Source organism: Kribbella sp. NPDC055110 (assembly GCF_053607525.1).
Genome location: NZ_JBSGTS010000023.1, coordinates 52,073 through 77,625, shown reverse-complemented (window position 1 = coordinate 77,625; position 25,553 = coordinate 52,073). Strand labels below are relative to the sequence as shown.

At 67.9% G+C, this 25,553-nt stretch carries 24 protein-coding genes; 13 read left to right on the top strand and 11 right to left on the bottom strand.

Annotated features, from left to right (window positions below):
- Positions 1-43: 43 nt before the first annotated feature.
- Positions 44-730: a TetR/AcrR family transcriptional regulator gene (locus tag ACWF0M_RS29130; RefSeq protein WP_452238913.1), complete on the top strand. Its 687-nt coding sequence runs from the start codon at positions 44-46 to the stop codon at positions 728-730.
- On the opposite strand, the gene aat is transcribed toward ACWF0M_RS29130, so the two are convergent.
- The gene (gene aat / locus ACWF0M_RS29125) at positions 723-1,388 is read right to left on the bottom strand and encodes a leucyl/phenylalanyl-tRNA--protein transferase (protein WP_452238912.1); all 666 of its coding nucleotides are present in this window, start codon (positions 1,386-1,388) and stop codon (positions 723-725) included. The genes ACWF0M_RS29130 and aat overlap by 8 nt on opposite strands.
- Positions 1,389-1,593: 205 nt before the next feature.
- Between aat and ACWF0M_RS29120 the strand changes: the two genes are divergently transcribed.
- The gene (locus tag ACWF0M_RS29120) at positions 1,594-2,289 is read left to right on the top strand and encodes an EcsC family protein (protein ID WP_452238911.1); all 696 of its coding nucleotides are present in this window, start codon (positions 1,594-1,596) and stop codon (positions 2,287-2,289) included.
- Here the strand turns inward: ACWF0M_RS29120 and ACWF0M_RS29115 are convergent.
- Together ACWF0M_RS29115 and ACWF0M_RS29110 are read right to left on the bottom strand one after the other, a co-directional pair.
- On the bottom strand, positions 2,276-3,109 hold the full coding sequence (locus tag ACWF0M_RS29115; RefSeq protein WP_452238910.1) for a helix-turn-helix transcriptional regulator: 834 nt from the start codon (positions 3,107-3,109) through the stop codon (positions 2,276-2,278). The genes ACWF0M_RS29120 and ACWF0M_RS29115 overlap by 14 nt on opposite strands.
- Before the next feature lie 31 nt (positions 3,110-3,140).
- Positions 3,141-4,067, bottom strand: coding sequence for a hydroxymethylglutaryl-CoA lyase (locus ACWF0M_RS29110; RefSeq protein ID WP_452238909.1), 927 nt, complete (start codon positions 4,065-4,067; stop codon positions 3,141-3,143).
- Positions 4,068-4,119: 52 nt separating this feature from the next.
- Between ACWF0M_RS29110 and ACWF0M_RS29105 the strand changes: the two genes are divergently transcribed.
- A complete protein-coding gene (locus tag ACWF0M_RS29105) occupies positions 4,120-4,752 on the top strand; it encodes a GNAT family N-acetyltransferase (RefSeq protein WP_452238908.1) in 633 nt (210 codons plus the stop codon).
- Positions 4,753-4,829: 77 nt separating this feature from the next.
- Here ACWF0M_RS29105 and ACWF0M_RS29100 read toward each other — a convergent pair whose 3' ends face one another.
- Positions 4,830-5,606: a metallophosphoesterase family protein gene (locus ACWF0M_RS29100; RefSeq protein ID WP_452238907.1), complete on the bottom strand. Its 777-nt coding sequence runs from the start codon at positions 5,604-5,606 to the stop codon at positions 4,830-4,832.
- Between the two features lie 101 nt (positions 5,607-5,707).
- Between ACWF0M_RS29100 and ACWF0M_RS29095 the strand changes: the two genes are divergently transcribed.
- The 4 genes from ACWF0M_RS29095 to ACWF0M_RS29080 all read left to right on the top strand — a co-directional run bounded on the left by ACWF0M_RS29095 (position 5,708) and on the right by ACWF0M_RS29080 (position 10,270).
- Positions 5,708-6,514 (top strand): hypothetical protein, encoded by an 807-nt coding sequence (locus tag ACWF0M_RS29095; RefSeq protein ID WP_452238906.1) that lies wholly within the window; start codon positions 5,708-5,710, stop codon positions 6,512-6,514.
- Entirely contained in the window at positions 6,514-7,839 is a 1,326-nt protein-coding gene (locus ACWF0M_RS29090) for a hypothetical protein (protein WP_452238905.1), read from the top strand. The genes ACWF0M_RS29095 and ACWF0M_RS29090 overlap by 1 nt, the downstream gene beginning before the upstream one ends.
- Positions 7,840-8,010: 171 nt before the next feature.
- Complete coding sequence (locus tag ACWF0M_RS29085; protein WP_238154918.1) at positions 8,011-8,562, top strand: MarR family winged helix-turn-helix transcriptional regulator; 552 nt, start codon at positions 8,011-8,013, stop codon at positions 8,560-8,562.
- A gap of 178 nt (positions 8,563-8,740) precedes the next feature.
- On the top strand, positions 8,741-10,270 hold the full coding sequence (locus tag ACWF0M_RS29080; RefSeq protein WP_452238904.1) for a molybdopterin-dependent oxidoreductase: 1,530 nt from the start codon (positions 8,741-8,743) through the stop codon (positions 10,268-10,270).
- On the opposite strand, the gene ACWF0M_RS29075 is transcribed toward ACWF0M_RS29080, so the two are convergent.
- Positions 10,251-10,862: a TetR/AcrR family transcriptional regulator gene (locus ACWF0M_RS29075; protein ID WP_452238903.1), complete on the bottom strand. Its 612-nt coding sequence runs from the start codon at positions 10,860-10,862 to the stop codon at positions 10,251-10,253. The genes ACWF0M_RS29080 and ACWF0M_RS29075 overlap by 20 nt on opposite strands.
- A 56-nt stretch (positions 10,863-10,918) precedes the next feature.
- Between ACWF0M_RS29075 and ACWF0M_RS29070 the strand changes: the two genes are divergently transcribed.
- Together ACWF0M_RS29070 and ACWF0M_RS29065 are read left to right on the top strand one after the other, a co-directional pair.
- Complete coding sequence (locus ACWF0M_RS29070) at positions 10,919-11,617, top strand: hypothetical protein (protein ID WP_452238902.1); 699 nt, start codon at positions 10,919-10,921, stop codon at positions 11,615-11,617.
- A complete protein-coding gene (locus ACWF0M_RS29065) occupies positions 11,614-13,677 on the top strand; it encodes a YhgE/Pip family protein (protein ID WP_452238901.1) in 2,064 nt (687 codons plus the stop codon). Before ACWF0M_RS29070 ends, ACWF0M_RS29065 begins: the two co-directional genes overlap by 4 nt.
- A 251-nt stretch (positions 13,678-13,928) precedes the next feature.
- Here ACWF0M_RS29065 and ACWF0M_RS29060 read toward each other — a convergent pair whose 3' ends face one another.
- The 6 genes from ACWF0M_RS29060 to ACWF0M_RS29035 form a co-directional block, all read right to left on the bottom strand.
- Positions 13,929-14,279, bottom strand: a complete 351-nt coding sequence (locus tag ACWF0M_RS29060; protein ID WP_452238900.1) for a hypothetical protein — start codon at positions 14,277-14,279, stop codon at positions 13,929-13,931.
- Between the two features lie 19 nt (positions 14,280-14,298).
- Positions 14,299-15,297, bottom strand: a complete 999-nt coding sequence (locus ACWF0M_RS29055) for a hypothetical protein (RefSeq protein ID WP_452238899.1) — start codon at positions 15,295-15,297, stop codon at positions 14,299-14,301.
- A gap of 1,175 nt (positions 15,298-16,472) precedes the next feature.
- Positions 16,473-17,732: a hypothetical protein gene (locus tag ACWF0M_RS29050; RefSeq protein WP_452238898.1), complete on the bottom strand. Its 1,260-nt coding sequence runs from the start codon at positions 17,730-17,732 to the stop codon at positions 16,473-16,475.
- A 69-nt stretch (positions 17,733-17,801) separates the two neighbouring features.
- Entirely contained in the window at positions 17,802-18,701 is a 900-nt protein-coding gene (locus ACWF0M_RS29045) for an N-acetylglucosamine kinase (RefSeq protein ID WP_452238897.1), read from the bottom strand.
- Between the two features lie 63 nt (positions 18,702-18,764).
- The gene (locus ACWF0M_RS29040; protein WP_452238896.1) at positions 18,765-19,403 is read right to left on the bottom strand and encodes a hypothetical protein; all 639 of its coding nucleotides are present in this window, start codon (positions 19,401-19,403) and stop codon (positions 18,765-18,767) included.
- Between the two features lie 49 nt (positions 19,404-19,452).
- Entirely contained in the window at positions 19,453-20,172 is a 720-nt protein-coding gene (locus tag ACWF0M_RS29035; RefSeq protein ID WP_452238895.1) for a GntR family transcriptional regulator, read from the bottom strand.
- A gap of 227 nt (positions 20,173-20,399) precedes the next feature.
- Between ACWF0M_RS29035 and ACWF0M_RS29030 the strand changes: the two genes are divergently transcribed.
- The 4 genes from ACWF0M_RS29030 to ACWF0M_RS29015 are packed head-to-tail and all read left to right on the top strand — an operon-like array spanning position 20,400 to position 25,549.
- A complete protein-coding gene (locus ACWF0M_RS29030; RefSeq protein ID WP_452238894.1) occupies positions 20,400-21,188 on the top strand; it encodes a TIGR03084 family metal-binding protein in 789 nt (262 codons plus the stop codon).
- Positions 21,181-22,890: an acyclic terpene utilization AtuA family protein gene (locus ACWF0M_RS29025; protein ID WP_452238893.1), complete on the top strand. Its 1,710-nt coding sequence runs from the start codon at positions 21,181-21,183 to the stop codon at positions 22,888-22,890. The genes ACWF0M_RS29030 and ACWF0M_RS29025 overlap by 8 nt, the downstream gene beginning before the upstream one ends.
- Entirely contained in the window at positions 22,887-23,999 is a 1,113-nt protein-coding gene (locus ACWF0M_RS29020) for an acyl-CoA dehydrogenase family protein (protein ID WP_452238892.1), read from the top strand. Before ACWF0M_RS29025 ends, ACWF0M_RS29020 begins: the two co-directional genes overlap by 4 nt.
- Positions 23,996-25,549 carry an acyl-CoA carboxylase subunit beta gene (locus ACWF0M_RS29015; protein ID WP_452238891.1) on the top strand — a complete coding sequence of 518 codons (1,554 nt, stop codon included), beginning with the start codon at positions 23,996-23,998 and terminating at the stop codon, positions 25,547-25,549. Before ACWF0M_RS29020 ends, ACWF0M_RS29015 begins: the two co-directional genes overlap by 4 nt.
- Positions 25,550-25,553: the final 4 nt, after the last annotated feature.

Genomic DNA, 25,553 nt, shown 5'->3' with positions numbered 1-25,553 from the left:
ACTGTCAAGAGCACTGCTCTCGTTTCTGTGGCACACTGGCTCCATGAACGCCGGACGTACCGCCCGTGAACGAGCCCGGGCCGAGCTGACCGACGAGATCAAGACGGCTGCCCGGCAGCAGCTCGCGACCGTCGGCGCCGAGGCGCTGTCGCTGCGAGCGATCTCCCGCGAACTCGGGATGGTGTCGTCGGCGCTGTACCGGTACTTCGCGAGCCGCGACGAGCTCCTAACCGCGCTGATCATCGACGCGTACGACGCTCTGGGCGAGGCGGCCGAGGCGGCGGCCGGGGGCGACGATCTGGTCGAGGAATGGGTCGCGATCTACGCAGCGGTGCGTTCCTGGGCGCGGGCGAATCCACAGGAGTACGCACTCATCTACGGCTCCCCGATCAGCGGCTACAAGGCCCCGCAAACCACGGTTCAATCGGCGGTGCGGGTCCCGCTGCTGTTGCTGGGGTTGTTGCAGCGCGCTCAGGTGTCGGGGCGACTCGTGCCGCCGCCGGACGCGCCGTCACCGTCCGGCGTGCTGGCTCAGCAGACGGAGGTGCTGGTCGAGCTGGCGCCCGAGGTCCCACCGGCCGTGCTGCTCCGGACCATGATCGTGTGGACACAGTTGTTCGGGATGCTCAGCTTCGAACTGTTCGGACAGCTGGTTGGGTCGATGGATCCGGCGGACGAGTTCTTCACGTCCGCGTCGCGGCAGATGGCGGCGTTCGTCGGGCTCAGCTGAACGCCTTCGGCAGCGGGACGGCGAGCGCTTTCGAGACCCGGCGTACGTAGGTCTCCCGCGGGATCGAGACCGCGCCGAGCGTGGCCAGATGGTCGGTGACCCACTGGATGTCGAAGACCCGGTCGGCGGCGTACTCGTCGTTCAGCAGCTCGATCGCGCCGGCGACGGCCGCCTTCGAGCCGTCGGTCTTGTGGTGGAACATCGACTCGCCCGCGAACAGTCCGCCGATCGCGACGCCGTACAGCCCGCCCGCCAGCTCGTCGCCGTCCCACGCCTCGACCGAGTGCACCCAGCCGAGCCGGTGCAGTTCGGTGTACGACGCGATGATCTCGGAGTCGATCCACGAACCCGGGCGGCGCGGGTCCGCACACGCGCGGATGACCTGGTCGAACGCGGTGTCGACGCGGATCTCGAACTTCCCGCGCGCCCGCCGCAGCGACCGGCTCGGCTGGTACCCGCCGACCTCGATCACGCCGCGGTCGACCGGCGACCACCACAGCACCGAACCGCGATGATCCGGCATCGGGAACAGCCCCCGCCGGTACGCCGCCAGTACCGTCCCCGGCGCCAGGTCCGCACCGCCCGCGACCACATCACTCGCCCCGGCGACACCAACCGGCGGGAAGTCCCAATGGGACGGGGGAGGTTCGATCGGCACATCACCATCCTGGACCATCCGGACCGCCACGCAGGCAGAACCCCGCCTAGCAAGGGGCGAACCACGGCGAAACGGCACTTGTGCATGCGTGGCGGTCCACCCAGGGCACACCAAGGGTTTCTCCCGAGTGCCGGGGGCCGGGGAGCCACGTACAGTTGAAGCACGTCCGGGTTCTTACGCGTGGGGCCGGGCGGGAAGGAGCACCGTGGCCGGAGTAGCCAGGTTCGTCGCCAGTAGTCTCGCGCCCGCTGCCCAGCGGTTCGCCCCGACGGCAGCGGGCGGCATGTTGCGCCAGATCCTCGAGATCGCGATCGACGGGTACCAGCGGTTCCCGGGCGCGGAGCGGATCGCGGACAACAAGCTCGAGCGGTGCGGCGGCGACATCACGGTCGCGATCGAGGCAGTGATCGACCAGCACATCCGGCTCGCCGGCGTGCAGGGGTTCGTCACCAGCATCGGCGGTCTCGTCACCCTGCCCGTCGCGCTGCCGGCCAATCTGGCCGGTCTCGCGGTCGTCCAGTGCCGGATGGTCGCGGCGATCGCGCACCTGCGCGGGTACGACCTCGACGATCCACGGGTCCGTACGGCGGTGATCACCTGCCTGCTCGGTGAGGACGGTGTGACGGCGCGGCTCCGGAAGTCCAGCCTGGTCTCGTCTCCGCTCGCGATCGCCACGGCGCCGGTGTTCGACCCGGAGCTGGATCGCCAGGTCTCGGGCGAGGTCGTCGCGGAGCTGATCGGGCGGATCAGCGGCAAGCGGATGGCGGTCACCTTCACCCGCCGGATCCCGCTGCTCGGGGGTGCCGTGGGCGCCGGCGTCGACGGCTGGACGACGTACCGCGTCGGGCAGTTCGCGGACAAGAGCCTGGTACGGCGCATCCGCCGGCCTATCGAGCAGTAGCCTCCCTGCGGGTCAGCTGGAGTTTGGCGCGCGAGTCCTCGTCCGCGGGCGTCTCGACGTACAGGACCAGGTCGGGGTGCGCCGACACTGCCAGCTCGGTGACGGTGAGGCGCAGTTCGCCGACGATCGGATTGAGGATCCGGCGGACGCGCGGCGTACAGGCAGCCACCTCGTGGCGTGACCACAGCTGGGCGAACTCGGGGCAGATCGACTGCAACCGCTCGAGGTCCGTCTCCCAGTCCGGGTCGCCGACATGTTCGCCGTACGCCGAGCGCAGGCGGCCGACCAGATACGGGACCTCGGTGTCGTAGTTCAGCAACTGCGCGCGGGCTGCAGGCTCGGTGATGATGCACCAGAGCAGGTTCTTGTGGATGCAGGGCAGTTGGTGCCAGTCGTGGAACAGGTCGTGGTACGCCTGGTTCGCGCGGATGATGTCGAAGCGGGTGTTCGTGATCACCGCGGGCAGCGGGTCGAGCGCCGCCACGATCTCGTCGAACACGGCCTCGCTCGCGCAATCCGTCGTACGCGGCAAGCGCATCGGGGTTGCTTCAGCCAGGCGGTAGAGATGTTCACGCTCGACCGGGCTCAGCTTGAGCGTCGTCGCGACCGCGTCCAGCACCTGTCCGCTGGCGTTGATCGGCCGCCCCTGCTCGAGCCACGTGTACCAGGTGACGCCGACACCGGCGAGCAGCGCCAGCTCCTCACGCCGCAACCCTGGCGTCCGCCGCCTCCCACCTGCAGGCAAGCCAACGTCCTCCGGCGCCACCCGGGCCCTCCGAGCCTTCAAGAACTCGCCAAGTTCAGCTCGCTGCGCACTCACCCCACCAGCGTGCCAGGCAGTACCGACAGTTTCAGCCGGCGAGGGCCTGAACCACTCGGCTTGCAGAGGGTTTGCCGAGTTGTTCGGCCATCCAGGTGCTGGTGGTAACGAGTTTCTCCAGGTCGACGCCGGTCTCGATGCCGAGGCCGTTGAGTTGCCAGAGGAGGTCTTCGGTGGCGAGGTTGCCGGTCGCGCTCTCGGCGTACGGACAGCCGCCGAGCCCGCCGGCGGAGCTGTCGACCGTGGTCACGCCGTCGCGCAGCGCAGTGAGTGTGTTGGCGAGCGCCTGCCCGTAGGTGTCGTGGAAATGCACCGCCAGCTTGTCCACACCCACGCCGGCCGCACCGAAGGCTGCGACCAGCGCATCCACCTGGCCGGGCGTCGCGACACCGATCGTGTCGCCGAGCGAGAGCTCGTGGCACCCGAGGTCGACCAGCCGCGCGCCGACCTTGACCACCTGATCGATCGGTACGTCGCCCTCCCACGGGTCGCCGTAACACATCGACACGTACCCGCGCACCGACAAGCCCTCGGCCAGCGCCCGCTGGATCGTCGGCGTGAACATCGCGAACTGGTCGTCGAGGGTGGAGTTGAGGTTCTTCGCCGCGAACGTCTCGGTCGCGCTCGCGAAGATCGCGATCTCATCGACACCGGCCGCGAGCGCACGGTCGAGACCGCGCTCGTTCGGGACCAGGACCGGAGCACGTACGCCGTCGGGCAGCTCGAGCTGGTCGAGCAGCTCGGCCGCATCCGCCAGCTGCGGAACCCATTTCGGGTGCACGAAACTCGTCGTCTCGACCGTCGTCAGACCCGCGTCGAGCAGTCGCCGGATGAACTCGGCCTTGACCGCGACATCGACGATCGCCGACTCGTTCTGCAGCCCGTCGCGGGGCCCGACCTCGTAGATCGTGACCCGGTCGGGCAGTCCGTCGGCCTTCACCAGCTGCGGTTCGCGCATCGTGCTGCCTCCTCGTCGAGCATGGCACGGGGTCTCCGCGAGAATGCTCGTGATGACATCTCTTGCTGCCATTCTGCGGGGCGTCGAGCGCGGCGTGTTCCCGCCCCCGGATCTCGGGCTCACCGTCGTACCCGCGCCGTCCGAGCGCGAGTCGTGCGTGGTCGCGTTCACCGGCCACATCGTGATCGCCGCGGACGTCGACCCGGCCTGGGTCGCGGAGCGGGTGCCGGAGGGCGATCTGTCCGCGCCGACGAACCCACCGTTCCTCGCCGCGCTCGAGGAGTTCACCGGCCGCCAGGTCAACGCGATCGACGCAATGCTGCTCGCCCCGGCCCTCACCGACCCGGCGCCGCTTGAAGGCCTGACCGAACTCATCGACCACAACCATCCGCGGGTCGATCGCGCGTTGCGGTACCGCGACGAAGTTCGGGTGTACGGCGACGCGTACGGCGGGCTCGTGGTGATCGGCCGTGGCCTGGCCGGGCGGCTGGAATGTGCGATCGAGGTACCACCGGACGCCCGCGGTCAAGGAAACGGGCGCCGGCTGGCGTTGGCGGCGCGGGCGTTGATCCCACCGGACACCTCGATCTGGGCACAGGTCACGCCAGGGAACGCGGCTTCACTGCGTACATTCCTCGCCGTCGGCTACAAACCAGTCGGATCCGAGGCCCTGCTGATCAAGTGACGAACAGGTGAACGCCCAGCAGATTGTTGCTGAAAGCCCCAATGCACAACTGTGGAAAACCCTGGGGACAACCGGGCTCAGGCCGTACGCCGGTGGTACCGCGGATCCCGCCCGGCGTAGAAGGTCGTGCGGTAGACGCCGCGGATGATCTCGGCCTCGTACCCGTCGAGCTCCGGCATCCCGAGCTCGCGGGCGATCGCCAGTTCTGCGTGCGCGTCGCACGGAACACGGACGAACTGGATCGAGTACGGCGCCGGATCGGGTGAGTCCATGACCCCTTCGAGGATCACGTACCCCGGCGTGGGATCACCGAGGCTGTTGCCGACCGAGCCGGTGTTGAAGAGCGTCCGCCCGCGGTCCTCCTCGTAGAACGGGTCATGAATGTCGGCGTACCCGACGATCGTCGGCACCGGCCCGTCCCCGGTCGCCGGGGTGTTCTCGAAGAAGCTTGCGTACTGCGCTTCGTCGTGATCGAAAACGATCCGGTGATGAACACTCGTCGACGAGGCATGGAACAGCCGCACCTGCCGGCCGCTCAACAGGAAGTCGTGGCAGAACGGCAGCCCTCGCAACCACGCCCACTGGTCCTCGCGGAGCTCGTTCTTCCACCACCGCAAGCCCTCGCTGTCCTCGGATCGCTCGGGATCGGGGAGGAAGTCGTCCCAGTTCCCGAGGATGTTCACCTCGCACACCTCACGGCAACGGTCCACCACCGCCTGCCCTCGCGGCCCCTTTCCCACGTAGTCGCCGAGATTGAACACCCGCTCGATCCCACGTCCCGCGATATCCGCGAGCACCGCCTCCAACGCCGTCAGGTTCCCGTGCACATCCGAAATCAACGCAATCCGATCCACCGGCGCATGCTGTCACAGGCCTGTGGATAACTTCTGCGGTGATCGGCCGATTTTTGCCAACCTTGTGGTGCGAGGTTCTGGCAGAGAGATCGGGGATTGGGATGAGTGAGAGCGAAGACAAGTCGCCCTACGGACCAGGGTTCATCGCGTCGTGCGTCGTCGTCGGGGCAGTTCTCGTCTGTGGCATCGCCATGATCGTGACCGGAGGCGGCTCGAGCCGCTCCGCTGCAGGCAGCACCAGTACCGCGCCCGCGGCAATCGAGGGTGCGGCATCGGACGGTCAGGACGGCGCGGACTCGGCTACACAACCCGTCGGCGCGGCACAACCCGACGGTGTCGCGACCCCCGCGCCAGGCACGGGACGCGGTGCGAGTTCGTGCGGCTTGAGGGACGGAGATCAGGGCGTGCCCAGCAAGGCCCCCACTGTCGACGGCTGGGACGTCAGCCGGAAGGTCGTCGTACCGCGCTCAGCCGCGTTCGGTCCGGCGAAGACCGACGCCGACGGGTTCCGCAGGTGCTTCGCACACTCTCCGACGGGTGCGCTCTACGCGGCGTACAACACCGTCGCCGCGCTGGCCGACCAGGGACAGGCGATCCCGACAGTCAAGAAGCTGATGATCCCCGGCGCCAGCACCGACGCCCTCATCGAGGAGCTTCGCCGGCAACCCCCGTCCACCGGTTCGGCGGCCAGCCAGGTGGCCGGCTTCAGGATCCTCGACGCCGATCACGACCGCGCGACGATCATGCTCGCGCTTCCGGTCGAGTCGGAGTACATGAGCGCCACCTTCACGCTGGTCTGGCAGGCCGGCGACTGGAAGGTACGACCGCCGCAGCCGGGCAACCCTGTCGGTGCTCCGTTTTCCCAGCTCCGCAACCTCAACGATTTCGTGGCTTGGAGTGGTGTCTGATGTGTGGACCGACCGATCTGACCTGTCATGTGGGCGAGGGCGTCGAGCACGTCCTGAACAACACCTTCGGCAAGCTCGTCGGGTGGATCGGTGACAGTGCGATGGAGGCGATGAACGCGGTAGCGACGTTCTGGGTCAAACCCAAAACGCTGCCCGTCTCGATCGGCGCAGACACCGAGCATCCGAAGAACACCGAGGTCGTCGATTTCCTGCAGGGGAACCTGCACGAGGTCACGGCGGCGGTGTTCACCCTCGCGATCCTGATCGCGGCCATCCGGACGGTCTGGGAACAGCGTGGAGAACCACTCAAGTCGTTGCTGAAAGCAATGTTGACTTTCGTGACGGTGAGTGCCGGCGGTACGGCGACGCTGCAGCTGCTGATCTCCTACTCCGACTCCCTCGCCGTGTGGATCATCCACCAGGTGCATCCTGACCAGTCGTCTCTAGGGACCGCGCTCGGGGCCATGATCCTGCAAGGAATGGCCGGCAACAACGGGATGATGATCATGCTGATGTTCGCCGGGATCATCGTGTTGCTCGCCGGCCTGGTCCAGGTCGTTCTGATGGTGGTGCGGACAGCCCTGCTGATTCTGCTTGCGGGTACCTTCCCGCTCGCGGCCGCCGCGACCAACACCGAGATCGGCAAGACCTGGTTCCGCAAGTACTGCGGTTGGTCGCTCGCGTTCATCGCGTACAAGCCCGCTGCCGCGCTCATCTATGCAACAGCGATGAAGATGAACGAGGAGGGCGTCAACTCTGGCGGCAACCTGTTCGTGAAGACGGCCACCGGCCTGATGATGCTGCTGATGGCGATTTTCGCGCTGCCGGCACTACTCCGATTCATGGTCCCCCTGACCGCTGCGGTCGCGGGCGGGAGCTCAGGGATGGGCGCCGCGTCCGCTGACCCGGGCGGCTTGGCCACCGGCGCGGTGAACGTCGGGCGGTCCGGCGGATTCCGCGGCTCGACCTCGGGCGGGGGCGCCTCGGGAGCTGGCGCGTCAGGTGCTGGCGCGTCAGGTGCTGGTGCCTCGGGAGCGGGTGCATCCGGAGCGGCGGCTGCTGGTCCGGTGGGCATCGGGGTCGCTGCCGCCGGGGCCATGGTGAACGGAGCACGAAAAGCCGCGGGCGGCGTCGCCGGAGCGGCCGCGCACTCGGCGGGCGAGGCGGCCGGCGGCTCCCCCACCCCCACGACATCGTTCCGCAGGACGTCCGGCGGTGCCTCCGGATCACGGTCTGGTCCGTCCAAGTCACGTCCGAGCAGCGGCCCAGGCTCTGCGCAGCAGGAGCGCGTCTCGGAGCACGCGGGTCCCAGCGGCAACTGGTGAGGCAGTTCCCGGGGCTGACCCGGTATTGCCCCAGTCTGAACTTCACCGTTCTAGACCGGATCTGTCGTAGGTCGGCGAGTTACGCTCAGGGCCTTGCAGTTCTGGGTCGATCTGTAGCCGAAAGGTCACCCCGTGTAGCGAAGTGACCTAGTCAGCTAATAGAGTCCGCGCATGACCATCGCGCCTTCGCTTTGCTCGCCCCTAGCGCTCGCCGATGCAGAACCCACTCGCGCTGCCGAACCCTGGGAAAGCAACGTGCTGACGGCCTACGGCCTGCTGCGAGAAGCAGCAGCCGAGCTGGATCACCTGATGCGACATTCCCTGAAGCGCAGTGGACTGCAAATGGCAATGTTCGAACTGTTGCTGCGGCTGGCCCGCAGCAACGGGGAGAAGCAGCGTCTTACCTCCCTCGCCCGGGAGTTGACCGTCACCACCGGCGGCATCACCCGGCTGGTCGACCGTGCCGAGAATCTCGGACTGGTCCGCCGGGAGCCTTGTCCCGACGACGCCCGCGGCTCGTTCGCGGTCCTGACCGAGGAGGGAAAGCGGCGGTTGCGCGAAGCACTGCCGGACCACCTCCTCGAGATCGACAGCCTCTGGATGTCCCAGTTGGCCGACGAGCAGGACGTCGTACTCGGCAAGCTCCGTCGAGTGCGGGACAACGCCCGCCGCTGGCCGAACGGCCGCCCGGGGCTCGGGCCCATCACTCCCGACCGGATCTGACCAACCTCACAACTACACAAGAGCATTACCCGCGACTAACGGATGGGGCGCCCGACTGGTGTCGGGCGCCCCATCGCGCAATGGTTGAGAAGTGAAGCAACCCTCGGACCAGCTACGCCCCGGCAACACCCGCCCCAACACCCCCGGCCCTGGTGGGGTGGGGGATGGATCGGGGATTATGGAGTCGCCGCGTGGACCTGCGCGTCGGGCGATCCGCTGGCGCGCGGCAGCCGGTGGTGTACTCGCCGCCCTCGCCGGACTAGCAGTCGGCAGTGTCGCTGCTGGCATCCTCGGTACACGGCAGACACCGGTGGTCGCGATCGGATCCGCGTTCATCGACCGCGTCCCCCCGTGGCTGAAAGACCTGGCGATCTCCTGGTTCGGCACCCACGACAAGACCGCGCTCCGAACCGGCATCCTGCTCGTCGTCATGGCCCTCGCCGCGATCGGCGGCGTTCTCGCCGTACGACGCTATTGGGCCGGCGCCCTGATCACGATCGCCTTGGCCGGTGTAGCCGTCGCCGCCGCCCTCACACGCGCCGACTCGGGACAAACCGGGTTCCTCCCGTCGGCGCTCGCGGGGATCACCGCGCTCCTCATCTTGAGACTGTTCAGCCGTCGCCTCGAACCCCTACTCGACTTCCCGGACGACGGCGTCAGCCGCCGCGGCTTCCTGCAGTTGTCGGCTGGCGTCGCCCTCGGCTCGGCGGCGATCGGTGCGCTGGGCAGGGTCGTCGGCGGCAACCGCGCCGCGGTGGCGGATGCGCGCAAACAGCTCAAGCTTCCGCAGCCGCCGACCCTCGACCCGCCCGCCGGCGTCCAGGCCGAAGGCGCCGTACCGTGGGCCACCGCGAACGACGACTTCTACCGCATCGACACCGCGCTCTCGGTGCCGCAGATCGTGCCCGCGGACTGGAATCTCCGCGTCCACGGCATGGTCGACCGCGAGATCAACCTGTCGTTCGACGATCTGCTGAAACGCCAGGTCGTCCACAAGTGGGTCACGCTCACCTGTGTGAGCAACGAGGTCGGCGGCGACCTGATCGGGAACGCGTTGTGGTCCGGCGTCCTGCTGAAGGACCTCCTCGAGGAGGCCGGTCCCGCACAGGACGCCGACGCGATCCAGTCGACGTCGAAGGACGGGTTCACCGCCGGTACGCCGCTTCCGACGCTGCTCGACGACCGGCAGGCGATGCTCGCGTTCGCGATGAACGGGGAGCCGTTGCCGGTGGAGCACGGGTTCCCGGTGCGCATCGTCGTACCCGGGCTGTACGGCTACGTGTCGGCGACGAAGTGGCTGGTGGACATCGAGGTAACCCGGTTCGACCGGTTCGAGGCGTACTGGACGCCGCGCGGCTGGTCGGCGCTCGGCCCGATCAAGCTGTCGTCGCGGATCGACACCCCACTGGGGAAGAAGGTCGAACCGGGACGCGTGACCGTCGCCGGTGTGGCCTGGGACCAGCATGTCGGGGTGTCGAAGGTCGAGGTCCGCGTCGATGGGGGCCCTTGGCAACAAACCACGCTGGCCACGGACCCGTCGATCGACACCTGGCGGCAGTGGCACTGGACGTGGGACGCGCCGCGGGGCACGCATGTCTTGCAGGTACGGGCGTTCGACGCGGCGGGGAATCCACAGGTCGAGTCCTCGGCGCCGCCCGCTCCGAACGGGTCGACCGGCCTGCACACGATCAGCGTGAAGGTCGGCTGACCGCTTCCAGCACCATCGGCAGGAACGTGTGCTCGAGCGAACCGGCCGGAACCTCCCGTGGCTCGAGCAGGCTTTGCGAACGCGCGCCCTCGTGCAGCGCCATCACCATCCGCACGAACTGCTCTGCCGGCACGGTGAGCTCCAGCCCGCCCGCCTCGGCGATCTGCTCGACCAGCCGGGTCAGGCTCTCGCGGAACATCGCCCGCTGCTTGTTCAGCGCCTCCGCCGCGTCCGGATCGCGCAACGCGTGCAGCGTGAACTCGGCCGAGATCAGATGCCATTGCCGCTGGTCCGGCGCGGTCTCGTCGAGCAGTCCCAGTACGGCGTCCAGAAGCGTGCCGGGCTGATTCGCCAGGTCGGGGAGCAGCGCCTCGATCTGCTCGAGGAGCCGGTCGGTCGTGGCCTGGAACAGGGCGAGGACCAGCTCGTCCTTGGAGCCGAAGTTCGAGTAGAAGGCGCCGCGGGTGAATCCGGCCCGCTCGCAGATGTCCTCCACCGACGCGCCGTGGAACCCGCGCTCGGCGAACACCTCCAGTGCCCCTTCGAGAAGGCGGGCCCGGGTGTTGGAGCGGCGGCGCTTGGGCGGTTCCATAAGAGTAGGATACAGTTCTGTATTGAATACACAACCGTATTGAACGGGGATGCAGGATGGAGCTCGAGGCCGCCGGGATCAGTGTGCGTGGTCCGCACGCACCGATGCTGCACGCCACGTCGGTATCGGTCGCGGATCACCAGGTGGTGCTCCTGACCGGGTACCCGGGCGCAGGGCACGTCGCCGCGGCGCTGGGCCTGTCCGGGCGGCTTAAGCCCGACACCGGGCGAGTCCGCCTCGACGGCAAGACCGACCCGGCCCTGCTGCGACGACGGGTCGCCGTGGTCGACGCACCCGGCATCACCGAGCCGGACGACGCGCTGCCGGTTCAGACGGTGGTGGGCGAGGAGCTGGCGATCGCCGGCCGCAAAGCGGGGCGTAAGGCCGTGCTGGAGTGGCTGAACGAGCATGACGCCGCAGAGCACGCCGACAAGCGGTTCGAGCACCTGCCGGTCGCTGTACGGACCAGGCTGCTCGCCGAGCTCACTGTGGCGCGTCCCGACGTACAGGTGGTCATTCTGACCATGCCGGATCGACATGGTGGCGATCCGCACGGCTGGTACGAGCTGGGGCGCGGGCTGGCTGCGCAGGGGTACGGCGTGATCATCACGTGTGCTGATGCGTCAGCGCGGCTGCTGGACGTCAAGGCCGCTCGAATGGGTGAGACAGACCAGCCCGACCCGGTGCAGGTCACTCCGGTGGCTCCTGTAGAGCCAGTTACCCCCATCGAAGATGAAGAGGAGACAGAGGCGTGACCGCGCTGCGGATGGCCCTGAGTGAGTTGCGGCGCCTGACAGCCGGGCGGCTGCCCAAGCTGGCCGTGGTAGCGCTGCTGCTGGTGCCGGTGCTGTACGGCGGCCTGTACCTCTACGCGAACCACGACCCGTACGGGCGGTTGAACAAGATCCCGACCGCGGTCGTCGTCGAGGACGCGGGTACGACGCTTGCGACCGGCGAGAAGCTCAACGTCGGACCGCAGGTCGCGGACGAACTGGTGAAGTCGAAGAGCTTCGACTGGCATCAGGTGAACCGCGCGGACGCGACGAAGGGTGTGTCCGACGGGAAGTACGAGTTCGCACTGGTGCTGCCGAAGTCGTTCTCGTCCGACCTGGCGTCGAGTGCGGACTTCACGCCGCGGCAGGCGGAGCTGGAGCTCCTGACGAACGACGCCAACAACTACATCGCACACACGATCGCCAACCAGGTCGTGGCGCAGGTGACGAAGACTGTCGCGTCGCAGGTGAGTGAGACCGCCGCGTCGCAGCTGTTGGCCGGGTACAACACCATCCACAAGCAGGTCAGTTCTGCAGCTGCCGGTGCGGCCCAGCTGCAGACCGGGCTGACGTCCGCCGCAACCGGAGTCACGAAGCTGCAGTCCGGTGCTACGCAGCTCAACACCGCGCAGAAGCAGCTGTCTGCAGGAGCGACACAGCTGGCCACAGGTACCGCACAGGCGTCGCAGGGCGCGTCGTCGTTGGCGACTGGCGCTGCGCAGCTCGACAGCGGTCTGGGAACGTTGAAGGAGAAGACTGCGACGCTGCCGAAGCAGACGAAGCAGCTGGCAGCCGGAGCGGATCAGGTCGCTGACGGCAACGAGAAGATCGCTAGTACCGGACGCCAGGTCGCTACTGCGTCCAGCACGTTGGTGAAGGACCTGAAGACGTTCGACGCGCAACTGGCTGCGCGGTTGAAGCAGCAGGGGCTGAGCCAGCACCAGATCAGGGTGATTCTGCTCGAGACGGCGAAGTTGCGTGCTCCCGTCGTACAGGCGAACACGAAGATCCAGTCGACGTCCAAGCAGCTCAACCAGCTCGCGACCGGTGCACGGAAGGTGTCGAACGGCGCGTCCGCGCTGGCCAAGGCGACACCGGCTCTGACGAGTGGAATCAGCACTGCGTCCAGTGGGGCGCATCAGCTCAGCACAGGTGCTACGCAGCTGAGGACCGGGCTGGGCACGCTGCAGACCGGTGCGCAGAAGCTTGCTGCGGGCGAGAAGCAGGCCGTCACTGGGCAGGGGCAGTTGCTGACCGGTGTGAACAGCCTGGCGACCGGTGTGGGTCAGCTGAAGACCGGAGCGACGCAGCTGAACACCGGTCTACAGAACGGTGTGAAGCAGATCCCGAACCCGTCGGCCGACCAGCGCAAGGCGGTCGCCGAGACACTGGGCGCACCTGTCACGCTGCAGAACGTCTCGCAGGCCACGGCCGACAGCTACGGCGCCGGCCTGGCCCCGTTCTTCCTCAGCCTGGCGTGCTGGATCGGGGCGTACGTCCTCTTCCTGCTGGTACGGCCGCTGTCACCGCGGGCGCTCGCCGCACTGCAGTCGCCGTTCCGGGTCGCGCTCGGCGGTTGGTTGCCGCCGGCGCTCTTCGGCGCGATCCAGGCCACGCTCGTCTTCGTCGCCGTCGTCCTCGGCCTCGGTATCCACGCCGCCCACCCATGGCTGACCGTCGGCTTCCTGATCCTGACGTCGTTCACCTTCGTCGCGATCCTGCACGCACTGTCCGCATGGCTCGGCGCCGTGGGCAAGTTCCTCGGCCTGGTCCTGATGGTCGTCCAACTGGTCAGCGCCGGCGGCACGTTCCCGTGGCAGACCATCCCCCAACCCCTGTACTTCTTCCACCACGCCCTCCCCATGAGCTACGCCATCGACGGCGTACGGCACCTCATGTACGGCGGCCCCGGCGCCTCCCTAGGCCGAGACCTCCTCGCCCTAGCAGCCTGGTTCGCAGTAGCCCTCGCCGCCTCCACCCTCGCCGCCCGCAAACAACGCGTCTGGCCCGCCAAAAAACTCCAACCCGAACTGGTGTTGTAGGCGGCTGCCGTTCGAGGCGTACGTGCTGAGGTCGGAGGTGGTCCCGGAGGACGGGATGCGCGAGTACGGGAGCTCAGGGCGGGATCCATTCGGGGAAGGCCGACTCGTGCAGCTCCGGCCAACGGGATGCCTCGCGCCAGACTTTGCACGGCACGACGAGAACCGGACGAGTGGATTGCCCAAGCGAATGGTTCGAGTGGACATATAGCAAACCACCCGCGGTCCGCATCGATTATTCCCCGCGACGGCTGCTAATCCGAGGCCTGTTCGCGGGCGCCGGCCTGCGGCGTTGGTGGGGGCTCATCCGGATAGAGCTCATGCCATAGCCAGACCAGAAACTCGTCGTCGGTGTCCCAGTCGTCGTACGCGGCCGCGACGTCGATCGCCCCGGCTCGCAGACCCGATCGGTCTCCTCGCAGTAACTGCGTCAGATCTTTCTTGAAGGTTGCCATCTTGACGTCGTCCGGACGAGCTTCCCGGGCACGCTCGACGAGCAACTGGTAGTTGGTGTGGCGAACCTCGGGGTGGTAGTAGGCCTGCACGACGTTCAAGAACGTGGCGAACGGAACTGTTTTGTCCTTCAGCCAATACATGTCAGACATTGCAGACCTTTCCGGCCGCTCACGACTCCGGCGCCTTCTGCGCGCGCGGCCTAGGATACAGACTTCCGACCTCGTACCGCTGTTCAGCAGAATTGTTGGCGAAGACAACGATGATGTCGCCACCCTCGAATGTAGCTATCCGTTCGGCCTTCGGCTGTGGAATGCCGCTCAGGTCCTGCCCGTCGGCGCGAGCCTTGACCCACAGCTTCCTGGCCTTCTTCGCGTCAGGCCAATCGCCTGCGAGGCGGTAACCCGAACACGACTCGTGGCCGTCCGGCCCCAGTAACTCGGAGATCGGAATCTCGACCTGATCGGGCACGTCTTTGCTGATCCACTGCGAGTCGAGTGTTCGCCTGACCTCTGGATGCTTGATGGCGCCGGCGAATGCAGCGACGAACGCTTCCACATCGCTGATTCGGGTCGACTCCTGTGCGCAGTAGTGGACGACGTTCGGAACGAGTCCGTCAACACTCTTGGCTCTCAGCTCAGGGTCGGTCTGGGCTGGGTCTTCGAGGCGGGTGACGCGGTCGGAGTAAAGCTGATCTCCTCCCATAGGACCGTGGCGGATGTGGGCGTGGCCGTTGCCTTGGTCGATGGCGACGAAGATGCGTTGCACCGGCGGTGAGGCGTCGGCGGCCGGTTCGAGCCAGGGGCGGTCATCCTTGTTGGTGCCGATGTATTCGCTGGCACCCTGGTACTCAAGGACCCGTCGTACGTCGGGGTCCCGCGCCCCGACAACTTCGGGGCCAAGAGTCTCGGCGGATTCAGGAAGCGCACCCGGCGGAAGGGCGGCTTCTGTGGTGTTCCAATTCTTGTCGTGCTCGATGACGAGCTCCGCGAAACGGGACGCCGCGGCCGGCTGAGGGCTGTCATCTACGTTGGCGACGATCGCTGCGTCCGTATCGATCGTGGCCTCGCTCGAAGCGACCGGCGATTCGACAGCCGGCTCGGCATCCTTAGAGGCGTTCGAATCATCCGGTCGCTCGCGCTCGGCCGCGGGCGAGATCGTCGGTGGCATTGCCGGTGGCCTGGCGGTCGACCTGGTCGACTGCTTGGCCGAGTGGCGCGGATGACGTGTCGTCGCCGCCAGACTGGTCTTCGGAGACCTCCGGCTGAACGGCCTGCTCGTTGGCGGGCAGAGACGACGGCACGACACGGCCGTCAGCGAGCGTTGACTCCTGTCCGGGATCGTCACGCGTATCCGAGTTGGACCCGTGATTGCCGGCGTCTGCAGGCGCGCCCCGGTCCGGGGTTTGCGACGTTGTGGTTGGGTCCTCGGTCGACGTATTCACGTACTGCAGCCGAGCAAGGGTGTCGTCGTGGTGCATGTGGGCCCTAAGGTCCGGCGGGTAGGACGCAAAAGGGTCGGCCTGCTCCGAGCGATCATCTGTGGGTCTCAGCGAATCGTCCTCGGCATCCCGTTCCGCGATGTCGAGGTCGCGGGACGCCCGCGGGTCGCCGCCCTCGTGCTTCGGATCGGATCGTGGCCAGTTGGCGAGTCACCGCGTCCCGGCGGCGCGGCCTGCCGCTCGGCCGGCGACTGAGCCGAGTATCCCGGCCAGTACATCTCATCGAGGCGCCCAGCCAGCCGCTCGCGGGCATCCGACGACCGCGGTGCCTCGCTCTCGACACTGTCGTGCCGGCCGTGCGTGGGCCCATCCACTCGATCCGACAGTCGTCGATGTCGATCGCCGTCATCACGCCCAGGCTCTGCGTCCCCACCACCGACAGGATCGCCAGCACGCGAACGGCTCTCGCCCGCATCGTCACCGTTGTCTCCACGGTCACGACGGCCTCGAAGCTCGGACATCTCAGCTCCCACCCAAGCAACTCAAGCCGCGGCAATCTGACGAACAGTAGCGCCTGCATTACGACCAGTGCCTGCGGCAGTCTAGGCACTCGGGTGGGTCAGGCGCATCGGCGGTGGCCGAGGACTCATTGGTTTCGCTGCCCAGGCGCGGCATCACGTCTTGTCGGCTGCGGTCGCGCCGCCACGGGTGGTCGATCGCGGGCGGCAGCCCGCAACTCGTCGGCGCCAGCCGGCAACACCCGGCGATAGCCGGAAGCGAATGCTGCGCGCTAAGCGGGGGGCGGGTGGGAGCGCGCGTAGCGGGCGCGATGAGGAGCGGAGCGACGAGGGAGCGGCTGCGTAGCACGCGGGGGCTGACCACAGTCGCCCGTTTCACCTCACCTTTAGCTGTTGGCGAAGGTGGCGGTTTCTTTGAGGAGGGTGTTGGTTGTGGGTTGGTCGAAGAAGGTGATGAGGGCTTCGTAGGTGCCGGCTTCGGCGGCGGACGGGTCTACTACGTAGCCGTAGTAGCCGTCGGTGTAGCCGATGACGCGGGTGATGGGGTGGGTGCTGTCGGCCTGTAGGCAGGCGCCGTGCATGGCGAAGAGTTCTACCGGGAGGTTGATCCAGCACACGTCGCCCATCGTCACGGTGCTGACCGGGAGGTCTAGCGCCGGTGGGAGGTCGGCCGCGGCCATCAGGGCCTGGCCGCGGGCGCCCTCCAGACGGGTTTGAGAGATGCGGCCCGACGGGTCACCGGCTCCGTTTGTGCGCGACTCGGCGTCGACGCGGCTCTCCACGACGGACGCGAGTTTCTCGGACTCGTCGACGGGTGGGATCGACCGGACCGGCAGAGTCAGAGTGGTACGACGGATGCTCGGCGCAGACTGAGGTAGCTCCAGGCCGGGCGTGGCCAGCGCCTCACGGACCCGTGAAGCCAGCAGACCGCCCAGCCGCGCGACCTCGGCGGCACCGCGACCCTGGCGAGTGAAGCGAGGGCTGACGTCACCCGCAGCCCCTTGCAGGAACCCGACCACGGCGGGTGCGAGAGCAGCGCGCGCGGCTCCGGGCCAGTCGGCCGAGTACTGCAGGTTCTCCGGTCCGTACGTCGTCGGGTGGCACGCGAAGTCCAGCAGCACCGCTTCGAGGGAACCGTCGACGCCATGCAGCGCGAGGATGCCGGCGGTGTTGTCGTGCGGACCGTTCTTGCGGTGCCGGTTCGTACCGACGCCGATCACCTCGATCGAGTGCCAGCTCGCCGTCACCGGCTGCCGCTCGAGCGCAGTCGCCCGTACGGCTCCGACCAGCGAGTCGACCAGCGACCGTTCCCGCTCGGCCGGAATAACGGGATGGATCTCTCCGGTCCATCCGGACGGGCCGGAGTGGGTGTGCGACGCGGACACGACGACGTGCGACGGCGGGATGCCGGCGGCGGCTCCGGCTGCGGCCGCGAGCTCCGATGAGAGCGTGCTCCCGGCCGCGATCGCGTCCAGCGTGAGCCACAGCACGCCCGGATCGTCCTCGGTGGACAACCAGATCAGGGTGGCGCGGAGCGGGTCCGCGGCACCGGTCGAGAGCCCGGCGCGGGCGGCGTACCCGTCGAGCCGATGGCCGGGCGGAGGGGTGACGTCGAGGGATGTCGCGGCCAGGAGAAGTTCGTTCACGTGAAGTCTCCAGCTGTCGTACCGGCACTGATCGGACGATGCTTGCCAAGATAACGGCCTACACCGTAATTATCGAGGTCGCGCTCGACGGTGCGTGATGATCAGATCGGCGTACGTTCCGGCTGGTCCGGTGGCGAGGCGTTCCGCGCCGTCGAGCGAGTTGCCTGCCGACGGCGTCAGCTTGGCCCGCGACGGCAGCGCCTCGCGGACAGGTGTCAGCAATTGCTCACCGGCGCCGTCGAAGAGGCCGCCGACACACGCGACCGGGACGGGCCCTTCGCCGGCCAGTTGGGCGACCGCGGCGCCGATCGTCTCGGCGATGTCGCCGGCCGCACGGACCAGGAGATCGAGCGCGACCGGATCGCCTTCGGCCGCACAACGCAGTACTTCGGGAGCAAAGCGGGCCACGTCATCGACCAGTGTGGACGACCGGTACAACGCGACCGGATCGAGCGCGGTGTCCGCGAGCTTCGTCACCGGACCACGACCATCCCGAGCACGCTGTACGGCGACCAGCCCGGCGCGGCCGATCGCGAACGCGCTACCGGCATCACCGAACAGGTACCCGTGCCCGTCGAGCTTGCGCCACGTGCCGTCGCGATCCACCGCGAGACAGACGAGCCCAGTGCCCGCGGCAACTACGACGCCGTACCCGTCCGGCAACGCGCCGGCGTGCGCCGTGACCATGTCCTGGGTGAGGCGTACCTCGTCGGCGTTCAGCACCTCGCCGACCTCGGCCGCAAACCGTTCCGCGGCGCCGTGCGCCTGTGGGTAGCCGGTGAGGCCGAGCGCAACGACCTCGACCGGGCCGGTCAGCTCGGCCTCGAACGCGGCAGCGCGAATCGCCTCGAGCAGGGTGGAGACGGCGTCCGGTCCGTGTGTGTAGCCCGGGCCGTTACCGGTACGTCGGGACGGGAGGACACGAAGACGAAGAGCCGACTGGCCGCCGTCGATGGCGATGCGGGTCATGTGGGTGGTCCCCGGGTGGATAGTCCTGACAATGATGAAAGGCAGCGTACCCACAGGCTCCGGTTACCGAGGAAGGGCTGCCTCGAGCTCGTTCAGGAGCACCGTCAGCGGGACGCCCGTGAGCTGGATGCTCGGCTGCATCCAGTCGTTGAGGATCGGGTCCTCGGTGGTCAGGTGATCCGAGAACTCGGTCTGGCTCAGCTCGAAGACATGGGCCGGGTTGCCGGTGAGGTCGACGACGGTCTGCATCAGCCGGCCGACCTGGTCCTCCCACAGCACGTCTTCGAACTCGTGCCGGTCCGGACGGATCAGCAGCAGGTCGACGTCGCTGTCGAGATCACCGTCACCTCGGGCGACCGCGCCGTACACGCTGGTGTGCACCGGCGGGATCCGCCAGCTGCTGATCTCGTCGGCGAGCCGGGCGATCAACGTACTGCGGAGGTTCGCGAGCTGCTCGACGATCGGCGCGACGAGGTGCTTGCGGTTGAGGCGATAGAGCAACGAGTTGCCGAGATCGTCCACATGAACCAGCCCGGTCGCTGCGAGCCGCTGCAGTACGAGCCGCACACCCGCGACGCTCCCGGAGCCCGCGAGCTTGTGGATCTGCCGTCCCGACAAGCCGTCTTCGGCCTGGGCCAGCACCAGCAGCACCGGTCCGTCCAACGACGGCACGACCGTGCTGATCGGGCTGTTCAGATCCATGACCCGACCCTAGTGATCACCCGGCTACGCCAGTAATCACCGTGACGAGTCAGCTACCCCGGCTGGTGCGCAGGGCAGTGGTGAAGGCGTAGCGGTCGCCGCGATAGACCGCGGACGTGAACTCGACGACCCGGTCGCGCCCGTCGAAGCTGATGCCGTGCAACGCGAGGCAGGGCTGCGTGGTCGGGATGTCCAGCCAGCCCGCCGTCCGCGCGTCGGGCATGACCGGTTCGAGTCGCGACGTACCGCTGGCGACCTCGATGTCGTAGCGGCTCATGAGCAGGTCGTAGAGCGACCCGTCCAGATCGGTGGCCTCCAGACCGGGGACGTACGCCGCCGGCAGCGTTGTGCGTTCGACCACCATCGGAAGGTTGTCGGCCAGGCGCAGCCGGGTGAACGCGATGATCGGATCGCCGACCGGGATCCGCAGCCGCCGCGCCGCGGTCCGCTCGGCCTTCTGGTGCCGGAAGTCCAGCATCGTGCTGCCCGGCCGCATCCCGCGCCGGCGGATGTCCTCGGAGAACCCGACCAGTTCGAGCCGGCGCGCCACCTTCGGCCGGCTCGTGTACGTGCCGCTCCCGTGCCGGCGTACCAGCAGTTCCGCGATCACGAGCTCGTCGACCGCGCGACGCAACGTCATCCGCGCGACGTTCCAGCGCGCCGCCAGTTCGCGCTCCGCGGGCAGCGCTGCCCCCTCCGGCAACGTGTCGATCAGATTCAGCAACAGCGCCCGAATCTCGGCGGCCTTCCCGGGCAGCGAACCATGCATTGCTCCTGGGTAACACCGACGCACACTCCGAAAAAGCCTTTCCATGACCGTTGAACATGCCGGCGCGGACCGCCACGCAGGCATAAGTCGCCTGGACACCTGGTTTCGCGATCAAATGGGCACTTGTGCCTGCGTGGCGGTCCCGCTCCCCAAAAACAAGCACGCTTGATTCTTTTTGTCGGGCGTGGGACGCTCGGCTGGACGAGCCCCTCGCGAGGGAGTGCAGCGTGCAACTGGACGAAGTGCTGGCGGATCTGTGGGCCGAGAGCGCGGAGCTGGATCGGCTGGTCGGTGGGTTGGCGGCCGGGGAGTGGGCGACGCCGACGCCGGCCGAGGGCTGGACGATCGCGCACCAGATCGCCCACCTGGCCTGGACCGACGAGGCGACGTACCTGGCCGCGACCGATCCCGAGGCGTTCAAGGAGTCCCTGCAGACAGCGGCCGCGAGTCCGACGACGTACGTCGATGACGGTGCGAAGGAGACTGCCGCGCTGCCGCCGGACCAGCTGCTCACGTACTGGCGGGAGACCCGGGCCGAGGTCGCCGAGGCGCTGAAGAAGGTGCCGGCCGGGGAGAAGGTGCTGTGGTACGGACCGCCGATGAGCCCGACGTCGATGGCGACCGCGCGGCTGATGGAGACCTGGGCGCACGGGCAGGACGTGTTCGATGCACTCGGCGTACGACGGCAGCCGAGCAACCGTCTGCGGCACGTCGCCCACCTCGCGGTCCGCACCCGCGACTTCGCGTACCTGCTCAACAACCGCAAGCCGCCGAGCGAGCAGTTCCGCGTCGAGCTGACCGGGCCGGACGGTGACGCGTGGACCTGGGGTCCGGAGGATGCCGCCCAGCGGGTGAGTGCGCCGGCGCTCGACTTCTGTCTGCTCGCCACGCAACGCCGGCACCGGGACGACCTGGCCGTACGGGCCGAGGGCGCGGACGCCGAGGAGTGGATGGGAATCATCCAGGCCTTCGCCGGCCTGCCCGGGAAGGGTCGTCAGGCAGGACAACATGACTGAACCGATCCGCATCGGCAACGCGTCCGGCTTCTACGGGGACCGGTTCAGCGCAGTGCAGGAGATGCTGACCGGTGGGCCTCTCGATGTGCTGACGGGGGATTACCTGGCTGAGCTGACGATGCTCATTCTCGGTCGGGACCGGATGAAGGACCCGGCACTGGGGTACGCGCGGACGTTTCTCAAGCAGCTGGAGAGCGGGCTGGGCGAGGCGCTGGATCGGGGCGTGAAGATCGTCAGCAACGCCGGCGGACTCAACCCGTTCGGTCTCGCCCAGGCGATCACGGACCTCGCCGACAAGCTGGGGCTGCATCCGAAGATCGCGTATGTCGAGGGCGACGACCTGTTGGATCGAAGCGAGGAGCTGGGGCTCGGCACGCCGTTGACGGCCAACGCGTATCTCGGTGCCTGGGGTATCGCGGAGGCACTGCAGGCCGGGGCGGATGTTGTGGTGACGGGACGTGTCACCGATGCATCCGTGATCGTCGGACCGGCCGCGGCACATCACGGCTGGAAGCGGACGCAGTACGACGAACTCGCCGGGGCCGTCGTCGCGGGGCATGTGATCGAGTGCGGTTGCCAGGCGACCGGCGGGAACTACGCGTTCTTCACCGAGATCCGGGACTTCGGGCGCCCCGGGTTCCCGATCGCGGAGATCCACGCGGACGGCAGCAGCGTGATCACCAAGCACGACAACACCGGTGGTGCGGTCACGATCGACACGGTCAAGGCGCAGCTACTGTACGAGATCAGCGGCGCCCGGTACGCCGGTCCGGATGTCACCACGCGCCTCGATTCGATCGAGCTCGACGACGACGGTCCCGACCGCGTCAGGATCACCGGCGTCCGCGGTGAAGCCCCGCCGCCGACGTACAAGGTCTCGCTGAACAGCGTCGGCGGGTTCCGCAACGAGGTCGACTTCGTGCTCACCGGGCTGCAACTGGAGCAGAAGGCCGAGCTGGTGCAGCGGCAGCTCGAGCAGGCGTTGCCGAAGCGGCCGGCCGAGCTGAAGTGGACGCTGGCCTGGACCGAGAAGCCGAACGCCGAGACCGAGGAGGAGGCGAGCGTCTTCCTCCGGTGCGCGGCGAAGGATCCGGATCCGAAGGTCGTCGGCCGCGCGTTCAGCAACGCGGCTGTTGAGCTGGCGCTCGCGAGCTACCCGGGATTCCATGTCACCGCGCCGCCTGGCGACAGTTCGCCGTACGGCGTTTTCCGCGCTGGGTACGTCGACATTCATGAGGCGGAGCACGTCGTCGTACTGCCGGACGGCTCGCGGCAAGTCATCGAACCTGCTCGGGAAACTCAACCGCTGCAACCCGTCGACGACATCGAGGCGCCGATGCCGTTGTTGCAGCTCTCGAGTGGACCGCCGCGGACCCGCGAGGTCCCGCTGGGCCGGATCGCCGGCGCGCGGTCGGGCGACAAGGGCGGCGACGCGAACGTCGGCGTGTGGGTACGCGACGAGAAGGCGTGGCGCTGGCTCGCGCACACCCTCACGGTCGAGCTCTTCCAGACGCTCCTCCCGGAGACGCAGCCGCTGATCGTCACGCGGTACCTGCTGCCGAACCTGTGGGCAGTGAACTTCGTCGTCGAGGACCTGCTGGGTGAGGGCGTCGCGGCGCAGGCCCGGTTCGATCCGCAGGCGAAGGCCCTCGGTGAGTGGCTGCGCTCGCGGTACGTCGACGTACCGGAGGTGCTGTTGTGAGTGACTTCCGGGAGTCGGTACGACGGTTCATGGCGGCTGAGGTGTTGCCGCATTTGGATCAGTGGGAGCGGGACGGCGAGCTGCCGCGGGACCTGCACAAGAAGGCGGGCGCGATCGGCCTGCTCGGCGTCGGCTTCCCGGAGGCGGTCGGTGGTGGCGGCGGTTCGCTCCTCGACGCGATCGCAGTCGTCGAGGAGATGCACTACAGCGGCGGATCCGGCGGGCTGGTCGCATCGCTGCTCACGTGCGGGATCGCGCTTCCGCACATCGTTGCTGCGGGCAATCAGGAGCAGATCGAGCGGTGGGTGAGACCAACGCTGGACGGGCAGCTGATCGGCGCGCTGGCGATCACCGAACCAGGTGGTGGGTCGGATGTGGCGGCGATCCGTACGACGGCGCGGCGTGAAGGCGACGTGTTCGTGGTGAACGGTGCGAAGACGTTCATCACCTCAGGGTGCCGTGCGGATTTCGTGACCACAGCGGTCCGCACGGACGGTCCTGGTGCGCACGGGATCAGTCTGCTGGTGATCGAGCAGGGGTTCGAGGTGTCGCGGAAGCTGGAGAAGATGGGGTGGCTCTGCTCCGACACCGCTGAGCTGTCCTTCACCGACGTGCGGGTTCCGGTGCACAACCTCGTCGGGGCGCAGGGCTCTGGTTTCGTCCAGCTGGCGGTGAACTTCGTGGCCGAGAGGCTCACCCTGGCTGTGCAGGCGTATGCCGGGGCTCAGCGGGCGCTTGACCTCACGGTGGCCTGGTGTCGCGATCGGGAGACGTTCGGGCGGCCGTTGATCTCGCGGCAGAGCGTGCAGCACACGTTGACCGAGATGGCGCGGCGGGTGTCGGTGGCGCGGGTTTATGTGCGTGAGGTGGCGCGGCGGGCTGATGCGGGTGAGAACGTGATCGCCGAGACCTGCTTCGCGAAGAACACCGCCGTCGAGGCCGGGCAGTGGGTGTGCGACCAGGCGCTGCAGTTGCACGGCGGTCTCGGGTACATGCGGGAGGCCGAGGTGGAACGCCAGTACCGCGACCAGAAGATCCTCGCCATCGGCGGCGGCACCACCGAGATCCTGACCGGCCTTGCCTCCAAACGACTGGGGTTCACTGCATGAGTAACCGTCAGGTGATGCTGGAGAAGCTTGCCGCGCTGGAGGTCGAGCATGCCAAGGCGCTCGCCGGCGGTGGCGAGAAGTACGTCGAACGGCACCACAAGCGCGGGAAGTTGCTGGCGCGGGAGCGGATCGAGTTGCTGCTCGACCCCGACACACCGTTCCTCGAGCTGTCGCCACTCGCGGGCTGGGGTTCGGACTTCACGGTCGGCGCGAGCCTGGTGACCGGGATCGGGGTCGTCGAAGGCGTCGAATGCCTGATCACGGCCAACGACCCGACGGTCAAGGGTGGCGCCAGCAATCCGTGGACCTTGAAGAAGGCGTTGCGGGCCGACGAGATCGCCCGCGCGAACCGGCTGCCGGTGATCAGCCTGGTCGAGTCCGGCGGCGCGGATCTGCCGACGCAGAAGGAGATCTTCATCCCCGGCGGCGCGATGTTCCGGAACCTGACCCGGTTGTCGGCCGAAGGGATCCCGACGATCGCGCTGGTGTTCGGCAACTCGACCGCCGGCGGTGCGTACATCCCCGGCATGAGCGACTACGTGGTGATGGTCGACGGCGGCGCGAAGGTGTTCCTGGCCGGGCCGCCGCTGGTGAAGATGGCGACCGGTGAGGACGCGGACGACGAGTCGCTCGGCGGCGCGTCGATGCACGCCCGCAAGTCCGGTCTGGCCGACTACTTCGCGGTCGACGAGCCGGACGCGATCCGGCTCGGGCGGCAGATCGTGTCGCGGCTGAACTGGCGCAAACAGGGCCCCGCCCCCAAGCCGTCGTACGACGAGCCTCTCCTCGACCCCGACGACCTGCTGGACATCGTGCCGGGGGACCTGAAGATCCCGTTCGATCCGCGGGACGTGATCGCTCGCGTGGTGGACGGGTCGGTGTTCGACGAGTTCAAGCCGCTGTACGGGTCGTCGCTGGCGACCGGGTGGGCGTCGGTGCACGGGTACCCGGTGGGGATCCTCGCGAACGCGCGCGGGGTGCTGTTCAGCGAGGAGTCGCAGAAGGCGGCGCAGTTCATCCAGCTGGCCAACCGTTCCGATACGCCGATGATCTTCCTGCACAACACGACCGGCTACATGGTCGGGCAGGAGTATGAGCAGGGCGGGATCATCAAGCACGGCGCGCAGATGATCAACGCGGTCTCCAACTCTCGCGTGCCGCATATCTCGGTCCTGATGGGGGCGTCGTACGGCGCCGGGCACTACGGGATGTGCGGGCGGGCGTTCGATCCGCGATTCCTGTTCGCGTGGCCGTCGGCGAAGTCCGCGGTGATGGGCCCGCAGCAGCTCGCCGGCGTGCTGTCGATCGTCGCGCGGGCGGCGGCCGAAGCGAAAGGGCAGCCGTACGACGAACAGGCCGACAAGCAAATGCGGGCGTACGTCGAGGGACAGATCGAGGCGGAATCGCTGCCGATGTTCCTGTCCGGACGCCTGTACGACGACGGCGTCATCGACCCCCGCGACACCCGAACCGTCCTCGGTATCTGCCTGTCCGCCATCCACTCCGCCCCCGTCGAAGGTACGTCGTCCTTCGGCGTCTTCAGGATGTGATGCA